The 8,413-nt window shown below is 75.2% G+C and carries 12 protein-coding genes and 1 pseudogene; 3 read left to right on the forward strand and 10 right to left on the reverse strand.

Features of this window, described 5'->3' with window-relative positions; genetic code table 11:
* The 10 genes and pseudogenes from I4I78_RS26390 to I4I78_RS26435 all read right to left on the reverse strand — a co-directional run.
* Positions 1-925, reverse strand: a pseudogene (locus tag I4I78_RS26390) (alpha/beta fold hydrolase); the annotation flags it as partial.
* A 95-nt stretch (positions 926-1,020) separates the two neighbouring features.
* On the reverse strand, positions 1,021-1,785 hold the full coding sequence (locus tag I4I78_RS26395) for a 3-hydroxybutyrate dehydrogenase (protein ID WP_218614201.1): 765 nt from the start codon (positions 1,783-1,785) through the stop codon (positions 1,021-1,023).
* A 139-nt stretch (positions 1,786-1,924) separates the two neighbouring features.
* On the reverse strand, positions 1,925-2,635 hold the full coding sequence (amaP, locus tag I4I78_RS26400; protein ID WP_218614202.1) for an alkaline shock response membrane anchor protein AmaP: 711 nt from the start codon (positions 2,633-2,635) through the stop codon (positions 1,925-1,927).
* Entirely contained in the window at positions 2,632-3,165 is a 534-nt protein-coding gene (locus I4I78_RS26405; RefSeq protein ID WP_218614203.1) for a DUF6286 domain-containing protein, read from the reverse strand. The genes amaP and I4I78_RS26405 overlap by 4 nt, the downstream gene beginning before the upstream one ends.
* A 37-nt stretch (positions 3,166-3,202) precedes the next feature.
* Positions 3,203-3,574 carry an Asp23/Gls24 family envelope stress response protein gene (locus tag I4I78_RS26410; protein WP_218614204.1) on the reverse strand — a complete coding sequence of 124 codons (372 nt, stop codon included), beginning with the start codon at positions 3,572-3,574 and terminating at the stop codon, positions 3,203-3,205.
* The gene (locus tag I4I78_RS26415) at positions 3,571-3,750 is read right to left on the reverse strand and encodes a hypothetical protein (protein ID WP_130289780.1); all 180 of its coding nucleotides are present in this window, start codon (positions 3,748-3,750) and stop codon (positions 3,571-3,573) included. Before I4I78_RS26415 ends, I4I78_RS26410 begins: the two co-directional genes overlap by 4 nt.
* Before the next feature lie 70 nt (positions 3,751-3,820).
* Positions 3,821-4,120 (reverse strand): hypothetical protein, encoded by a 300-nt coding sequence (locus I4I78_RS26420; protein ID WP_218614205.1) that lies wholly within the window; start codon positions 4,118-4,120, stop codon positions 3,821-3,823.
* Positions 4,121-4,151: 31 nt separating this feature from the next.
* Positions 4,152-4,604 carry a hypothetical protein gene (locus tag I4I78_RS26425; RefSeq protein WP_218614206.1) on the reverse strand — a complete coding sequence of 151 codons (453 nt, stop codon included), beginning with the start codon at positions 4,602-4,604 and terminating at the stop codon, positions 4,152-4,154.
* Between the two features lie 16 nt (positions 4,605-4,620).
* The gene (locus tag I4I78_RS26430; RefSeq protein ID WP_218614207.1) at positions 4,621-5,097 is read right to left on the reverse strand and encodes an Asp23/Gls24 family envelope stress response protein; all 477 of its coding nucleotides are present in this window, start codon (positions 5,095-5,097) and stop codon (positions 4,621-4,623) included.
* Between the two features lie 74 nt (positions 5,098-5,171).
* The gene (locus I4I78_RS26435) at positions 5,172-5,543 is read right to left on the reverse strand and encodes a dihydrofolate reductase family protein (RefSeq protein WP_308252366.1); all 372 of its coding nucleotides are present in this window, start codon (positions 5,541-5,543) and stop codon (positions 5,172-5,174) included.
* Positions 5,544-5,608: 65 nt separating this feature from the next.
* On the opposite strand from I4I78_RS26435, the gene I4I78_RS26440 reads away from it, so the two are divergent.
* The 3 genes from I4I78_RS26440 to I4I78_RS26450 all read left to right on the forward strand — a co-directional run.
* Positions 5,609-6,499 carry an iron ABC transporter permease gene (locus tag I4I78_RS26440; RefSeq protein ID WP_218614208.1) on the forward strand — a complete coding sequence of 297 codons (891 nt, stop codon included), beginning with the start codon at positions 5,609-5,611 and terminating at the stop codon, positions 6,497-6,499.
* On the forward strand, positions 6,496-7,605 hold the full coding sequence (locus I4I78_RS26445; RefSeq protein WP_218614209.1) for an iron chelate uptake ABC transporter family permease subunit: 1,110 nt from the start codon (positions 6,496-6,498) through the stop codon (positions 7,603-7,605). The genes I4I78_RS26440 and I4I78_RS26445 overlap by 4 nt, the downstream gene beginning before the upstream one ends.
* A gap of 68 nt (positions 7,606-7,673) precedes the next feature.
* Positions 7,674-8,413 (forward strand): ABC transporter ATP-binding protein (locus tag I4I78_RS26450; RefSeq protein ID WP_308252367.1); only part of this gene is annotated, 740 nt, incomplete at its 3' end.

Consider the following 8,413-nt stretch of genomic DNA (forward strand, 5'->3'; position numbering starts at 1 on the left):
CGTAGGCGTCGAACGCGGTCTCGGCCGCGCGCGCGGCCGCCTCGGAACGGGCCGGTTCGTCCAGGGAGGGGTCGGCCGGGCCGTCGAGCAGCACCCTCCCGACCGACCGCGGGTGCCCGCCGGCCCAGAGCGCGACCGCGTCCGCGCCGTCGCCGACGCCGACGACGTTGAGCCGGGTCACGCCCAGCGCCACCCGCGCGGTCTCGATGTCGTCCGCGGTCGCCGCGGCGCGGTAGCTGCTCACGGCACCGGAGAGCAGCAGGTAGCAGTCCTGCACGATGGCCCGCGACCGTTCCAGCAGGCCGGCCAGCGCCACCTCGTCGGTCCGCGCGGGGTCGGCGTCGATCAGCGCGGCGCGGGCGTCCGGCGGCGCGCAGCCGAGCAGGTTCGCCCCGCTCCCGCGCCGGTCCATCCCGATCAGCTGGTAGCTCTGCAGGACCCGGTCCGAGACCTGTCCGGCCAGTGCCGCGGCGTGCCGGGCGGACCCGTCGGTCCCCAGGTCGCCGACCACCAGCAGCGGCGGGCGGTCCTGCGGCGTGCCGGGGGCGGTGGCCCGGGTCAGGCCGAGCCGGGTCGGTCCGAGGTCGGGCTGGGCCGCGTCGATCGGGACCGGGAGCTGCCCGCAGCCGACGCTCAGGGCCCGCCCGGGCCGCACCGGGGTGCCCAGCGCGGTCAGCTCGGCCGTCGTGTCCGCCGTGCAGTCGGTGAACTCCAGCGCCGACGACGCCGGCTCCGGGGCCGGGAGCGCGTTCGGGTCCGCGGGCGGCTCCGCCGCGGGCGGGGCGGCCGGCGCGGTGAGGCCGTCGCCGCGCACCGCCACCGGCGGCCGCTCGGACGGCCCGACGCTGCACCCGCCGAGCAGGGCCGAGGTGGCCAGGACCGCGACCGCGGACAGCATCCGGGCCCGCCGCACTCCTCGGGCCACTCCACCGTCCTCTCGCCGCCGCCCGCCGGTGCCGCGGGACGCCGGACCAGTCTGCACGGCGGGGAGTGAGGACCCGGTGAGCGGGTGGAGCCGGGCTAACGGGCCGACCAGCCGCCGTCCTGGGTGAGCGAGCTGCCGGTGATCGAGGCCGACGCCGGGCCGTAGAGCAGCGCGGCGAGCTCGGCGACCTCGTCCGGCTCGATCAGGCGCTTCACCGCGACCGGGGTCAGCATGATCTTCTCGATCACCTCGTCCTCGCCGATGCCGTGGGTGCGGGCCTGGTCGGCGATCTGCGCTTCCACCAGCGGCGTGCGGACGTAGGCGGGGTTGATGCAGTTGCTGGTGACGCCGTGCGCGGCGCCCTCCAGCGCCGTCACCTTGGACAGCCCCTCCAGGCCGTGCTTGGCGCTGACGTAGGCCGACTTGAACGGGCTGGCCCGCAGCCCGTGCGCGCTGGAGATGTTGACGACGCGGCCCCAGCCGCGGTCGTACATGTGCGGCAGCGTGCGGCGGATCAGCCGGAACGGCGCCTCGAGCATGATCCGCAGGATCTGGGAGAAGGTCTCCGGGTCGAAGTCCTGCAGCGGGCTCACGTGCTGGCGACCGGCGTTGTTGACCAGGACGTCGACGTCGGCGGGCAGCGTGTCGACCGCGGCCAGATCGGACAGGTCGCACTGCACGGGCGAGACGCCCGGGTGGTCGTCGGCCAGTGCCGTGACCCGGTCCAGGTCGATGTCCACGGCGTGCACCCGCGCACCGTCGGCGGCCAGGCGCCGGGTCACCGCCGCCCCGATGCCGCTGCCCGCGCCGGTCACCAGCGCGGTACGTCCTGCCAGGGGCCCGGTCGACCGATCGCTCATGGCGGCGACGCTACGCGGGGCCTCGTCGTGATCGGACTGTGACGCGGGTCGCAGCGCGCCCGCATCGCCGCTCGACACGCGTCGGGCCGGGCACCCGACAGGTGCCCGGCCCGGACGCGGCGCGGTGTGGCGAGGAGGGTCAGGAGACCCGCGAGGTGTTGCCGGACGAGTCCAGCTCCAGGCGCACCGCGACCGGCAGCGCGGCCAGTCCCAGCGAGTCGCGCACCTCGGCGAGCACCTCGGCGTCGAGGCGGCGGCAGATCTCCGCCACGTCGGCGTCGTCGGTGACCCACACGGTGGCCCGCACGGCCGGGGCCGAGGACGAGCCGACCATCCGGGCGCGGGCGCGGCCCACCCCGGGCAGCGCGGTCGCCCCGTCCGCCACGGCGTTCGCGGCGGCCGACGAGCTGACCCGGATGTCGGTGCCCGGGCCGCCGTCGAGGACCAGGTCCGGCTTGCGCTCCGGGCGCAGCGCCCGGGCCGTCCAGATCAGGCCGAACACGATGAGCAGCACGGCGACGACGAGCGCGACGATCCGGGCGATCAGAAGCTGGGAGTTGAGCACCCCGAGCACGACCGGGTCCAGGATCGGGCGCTCCGGGCGGTTCTGGCCGAACACCCCGAGGATCAGCAGGATCGCGAGCACGCCCGCGGCCAGCAGGACCAGGCCGAGCAGGGTGATGCCCCAGCGGCTGCCACCGGCGGACCGCGCGACCGCACGCCGGGCGGTCTTGCCGGCCTTGCGCGGTGCCGGTCCGGACGTCGACGGGCCGGACGTCGGCGGGATGGTCTCGGTCGGGGCGTCGGAGGCGGTGCTCCCCGGTGCGGTGTTCCCGGTTGCGGTACTCACTGGGGTCCCTTCGATCCGGTGGTGGACACGGACACCCGCGGGGTCCGGGTCAGGGGCAGCTCGCCCAGGACCTCGTCGACCCGGGTGCGCACGTCCGAGCGGGCGTCGCCGCCGGCGTCGCGGGTCTGCGCGCGGACCGTGACCTTGCGCGCGGACGCCGTGACGGTGGCGCCGGCGACCGAGTCGGCTGCGCGGACCCGCCGTCCGACGAGCCGGGCCAGCACCCGGGGCGCGGTGGTGACGGTGATGCCCTCCGAGGGCGAGCGGAGCGTGATGTCGTGCCGGCGGGCCAGCAGCCCGACCAGCAGCAGGATCAGCCCGACGACGCCGACGCCGATCGCGATCCAGAGCACCGGACCGGCGGTCCAGAGCGTGGTCGACAGCGACTCCCGCCAGGTGGACCAGGGGACGAGCAGGCCGGTGGACGCGGGGTCGACCCACGCCGCGACGACCTCGACGACGACGAGCACGCCGAGCGCAGCCACCACGAGGCTGAGCAGTGGCGCGAGTACGCGGAGCAGGACCCGCATCGCGTTTCCTCCGTAGGGGGTTGGGTGTGGGGGTGCGCTACTGCACGCGCGGGGACTCGGGGACCCGGTCGCCCTGCAGGGCGTCGACGTCCACCGAGAGGGAGCGGACCTGCTGACCGGCGATCCGGTCCAGGTCCCGGGTGATCCGCTCGCGCACGTCGGCGACGGTGGAGCGGATCGGCGACGGGTAGCTCAGCGCGACGTTGAGCCGGACGTCGAGGCCGTCGGCACCGGAGCTGACCTTGGCGCTGGGGCCGGAGTCGCCGCCGACACCCAGGCCGGCCACGGTGCGCGCGCGGTGCCGGGTGCCCGGCGCGCGGTCGGCCGCGTGCTCGACGATCTTGCGCAGCACCGACTGGTCGATCTCGAGCGTGCCGCGCTCGCCGGCCTCGGCGAGCTCGCCGGTCATCGGTCCTTGCCCCGGCCGAGCACGCCGCTGACGTCGAGCTCGCCGTCGAGCACCCGCCCGACGACGACGCCGATGGCACCGAGCACGAGCGCGATGATGAAGGCGACGAAACCGCCGGATGCGCCGGCGACGCCGAGCAGGAGACCTGCCAGCAGGCCGGTCTGGGTGGCGTTCATCTGGTTCTCCTAGGGAGGAAGGGCCCCACCTGGCGTGGGGCCGGGGAGGTGGTGCCGGGCCGGCGCGGGTCTACTCGACCCGCGGCCGGCGGCGGCGGTGCAGGGTGCGGATGAGGGCGACGAGCACCCGGGTCGGGAGTGGCAGGTCCGGGACGATCTCGACCGGGGCGTCGTAGCGGTCCGGCTCCCGGCCGGGCGCCCGCGGCGCTCCGGCCGCGAGGTCGCGGTAGTACGCGAGCCCCGCGACGAAGACCTCGGGGTCCCCGCCACGATCCGGGTGGTGGGTGCGGACGAACGAGCGGTACGCCGCGCGCTGCCGTGGGCTCAGCCCGTTCGACCCGTCGGCCGCGTCGCATGCGTGCTCGCTCATCCGCCTCCACCGCTTCCCGGATCCGGGCGGCTCAGGGACCGATCTCGACCGACGTACCGGGCGTGACGCCCGCGGGCCGACGGACGCCCGCCCTGCCCGGGGGTGTCGTCGCCGTCCCGGCGGACGCCGACGGTGCGGCGCCCTCCGGGTCGTCCGACTCGTGCCCGGGGACGTCCACGTCGGAGACGGTGATGTCCACCGGGGCTCCTCCGCAGAGTGCCGAGACGGTCGTCCGCAGCGTCGCGACGACGCCGGGGATCGGGCGGTCCAGCCGGAGCACGACGGCCAGCTCGACCGGTTCGCCCGGCCGTCCGACGTGCACCCCGACCAGTCGCCGTCCGGGCAGGAACGTGGCAATCGCACCGAACGCGCCGCCGTCGAGCCGGGCCACCGCCGGGTGCGCGACGACCGCGTCCGCGACGAGCTGCGCGAGCTCGGACGGGTCCGCGACCGGCGCGTCCGGGGGAGTGGGGGTGACGGTCACCGTGTTCGTGTCCTTCTCACTCGACCCGGGCCGCGGCCGCGGGCGCCGGGGTCTCCTGGGTGTCGTCGTCGTCCTCGGCGAAGTGGATGTCGTTCACCGAGATGTTGACCTCGATGACCTCGAGTCCGGTCATCCGCTCGACGGCGCCGATCACGTTGCGGCGGACCGCGCGGGCCAGCTCGACGATCGATGCGCCGTACTCGACGACGACGTCGAGGTCGATCGCGGCCTGCTTCTCGCCGACCTCGACGGCCACGCCCGCGACGCTGGACGCGCCGGTCGAGCTGCCGCCGGGGATGCGCTCGCGGATGGCGCCGAACGCCCGCGACGCGCCGCTGCCCATGGAGTGGACGCCGGACACCTCACGTGCGGCGATGCCGCTGATCTTCTGGACGACCGAGGCGGCGATGCTGGTCTTGCCCTGGGTGGTGTCGTCGCCGAGGCGGGCCGGGGAGGCTCCACCGGAGTTCGCCGGGGTGGTGCTGGAGGTCATGTCCCGCTCCTTCTCCTTCGTATTCGGGCCGTACGTGGGTGTGATGCCCGATCCGGCGGTTTCCTCACGCGAGATCACCCGTTCGGGGGGTCGACCAGCGTTCTGTCAGCCCTCCGGGTGTACCGGAGGAGGAGCGAGCCGTCCTCCTCGAGGACCCCGGCCAGCTGCATCGACCGCGGAGGGGCCGGGTCGGAGACGGCGGTGCGCCCGGCCCGTCCGGCCGCGAGGAGCGGGCTCAGGGTCAGGCACAGCTCGTCCACCAGGTCCGCCGCGACCAGCGCGCCGAGCAGGGTCGGTCCGCCCTCGCAGAGCACCCGGCGCAGGCCCCGGCGGGCGAGCTCGGCGAGCAGGGTCGGTGGGCGCAGGTCGGCCAGCACCGCGACGTCGCCGCCCGCGTCGGCCAGGGCGGCGCGCCGGTCGGGCGGCGCGGCGGCCGTGGTCAGCACGATCGGAGCGGTGCGGGTGTCGGTGAACAGCCGCGCGCGAGGGTCCAGCTCCGCCGCCGGGCGAGGTGTGGAGTGCGCTGTTCGCGCCCACCGGCACCGAGAACGACATCGTCATCCGCTCGCTGCGGATCCCGCGGACCGGCCTCGGTGTGCTGGTCGGCGCCGCACTGGGCCTGGCCGGGGCGCTGGTGCAGGGGTTCACCCGCAACCCGCTGGGCGACCCGGGCCTGCTCGGGGTGAACGCCGGGGCCGCGTTCTTCGTCGTCGTCGGGATCTACGTCTTCGGCGTGACCAGCCTGCTCGGCTACGTCTGGTTCGCCTTCGCCGGCGCGCTGGTGGCCAGCGTGACCGTGTTCTCGCTCGGCGCCCGCGGCCGCGGCGGTGCCACCCCGGTGACGCTCGCGCTCTCCGGCGCCGCGGTGTCGTTCCTGCTCGGCGCGCTGACGTCGTCGATCATCCTGATCGACTCGGCCACCCTCGACGCCTACCGCTTCTGGAACGTCGGCTCGCTGGCCGGGCGCGACGCCGAGGTGGCCGGCCAGGTCGTCTGGTTCATCGCGATCGGCGCCCTGCTCGCGCTGTTCAGCGCCCCGGCACTGAACGCGCTGTCGCTGGGCGAGGACGTCGCCGCGTCGCTGGGGCACTCGGTGCGCCGGACCCGGACCATCGGCATCCTGGCCATCACGCTGCTGGCCGGTGCGGCGACCGCGGCGTGCGGGCCGATCGTGTTCCTCGGCCTGATCGTGCCGCACGTGGTGCGGGCGTTCACCGGGCCCGACTACCGCTGGCTGCTCCCGGCCTCGGCGCTGTCCGGCGCCGTCCTGCTGCTGGGCGCGGACGTGGTGGGGCGGGTGGTGGCCCGCCCGGGAGAGCTGCAGGTGGGCATCGTGGTCGCGCTGATCGGCGCGCCGTTCTTCATCGCACTGATCCGCCGCCGGAAGCTGGCCGAGGTATGACGACGACCGAGCGGCGCCCCGAGCAGGTCTCGCCGACCGAACCCCGCGTCGCGGGACGCGTCCCGTGGCGGCTGCGGGGGTTCTCCGGGGTCCGCCGACCGCGCACGCTGCTGGTGCTGCTGGTCTGCGCGGTCGTACTGGTGCTGGCCGCCGCGGTGAACCTGGGGCGAGGGGACTTCCCGATCGGCCTGGGCCAGGTGCTCGCGACCCTGTTCGGGGCCGGCGACCCGTCGCAGCAGTTCATCGTGCTGGAGCTGCGCCTGCCCCGGTCGCTGACCGGGGCGCTGGTCGGCGGCGCGCTGGCCGTGTCCGGCGCGATCCTGCAGTCGATCGCGCGCAACCCGCTGGCCAGCCCGGAGATCATCGGGATCTCGTGGGGCGCGAGCGCCGCGGCCGTGTTCGTGATCGTGCTCGGCGGCGGCATGAACGCCGTCGGCGGCAGCTTCGCCGCGGTCGGCATCCCGCTCGCGGCGCTGGCCGGCGGGCTCGTCAGCGCCGTGGCGATCTACACCCTGGCCTGGCGCCGCGGGGTCCAGGGTTACCGCCTGGTGCTGGTCGGGATCGGCATCAACGCGGTCCTGGTCGCCGCCGTGAACTGGCTGCTGACCGTCGCGCAGATCTACCAGGCCGCGCAGGCGCAGGTCTGGCTCAACGGCAGCCTCAACGCGCGCAGCTGGGACGACGTGGTGCCGGTCGGGGCCGCGGTCGTCGTGCTGGTGCCGCTGGCGATGATCCTGGCGTTCGTCCTCGGCGGGCTGCAGTTCGGCGACGACACCGCCCGCGGCCTGGGCATCCGGGTCAACGGGGCGCGGACGGCGCTGCTGCTGGTCGCGGTCGGGCTGGCGTCGGTGGCGACCGCGTCGGCCGGGCCGATCGCGTTCGTGGCGCTGGTCAGCCCGCAGATCGCGCAGCGGCTGTGCCGCACCCCGGCCCCGCCGCTCGCGGTGTCGATGGTCCTCGGCGCCGCCCTGGTGGTGGCCTCGGACGTGATCGCCCGCACCGCGTTCGGAGGGACCGAGCTGCCGGTCGGCATCGTCACCGCCGTCCTCGGCGCGCCCTACCTGATGTACCTGCTCGCACGTCACCGCCGGGAGGCACGTTCATGACGCTCCAGAGCGCCCACGACGCCGGCCTCGTGGCCGGCCGCGACCCGGGTCGGCAGCAACCGGCACAGGTGCCGGTCCGGCTGCGCGCCGAGAACGTCCGGCTCGGGTACGGCGACCACCTCGTCGTCGACGGGCTGGACCTCGACGTGCTGCCCGGCACCGTGACGGCGGTGATCGGCCCGAACGGCTGCGGCAAGTCCACGCTGCTGCGCGCGCTGGGCCGCCTGCTCACCCCGATCTCGGGCCAGGTCCTGCTCGACGGCAAGCGGATCGACAAGACCTCCACCCGCGACGTCGCGAAGGTGCTGGGGATCCTGCCGCAGTCGCCGCTCGCGCCGGAGGGGCTCACGGTCGGCGACCTGGTCTCGCGCGGGCGCCACCCGCACCAGGCCTGGTACCGGCAGTGGTCCAGCGACGACGAGGAGGCCGTGGCCGAGGCGCTGGACTGGACCGGGATCGGCGACCTGGCCGACCGTCCGGTGGACGAGCTCTCCGGCGGGCAGCGCCAGCGCGCGTGGATCTCGATGGCGCTGGCCCAGGGCACCGACCTGTTGCTGCTCGACGAGCCGACCACGTTCCTGGACCTGGCCCACCAGGTCGACGTGCTCGAGCTCGTCCGGCGGCTGCACACCGAGGCCGGGCGGACCGTGGTGATGGTGCTGCACGACCTGAACCTGGCCGCGCGCTACGCCGACCACCTGGTCGCCATGCGCGACGGGAAGATCGTCGCCGCCGGCGACCCGTCGGACGTGATCACCGCTCCGATGCTGGAGGAGGTCTTCTCGCTGCGCGCCCACGTCATCCCGGA

This window comes from Pseudonocardia sp. KRD291 (assembly GCF_019263595.1).
Lineage (GTDB): Bacteria > Actinomycetota > Actinomycetes > Mycobacteriales > Pseudonocardiaceae > Pseudonocardia.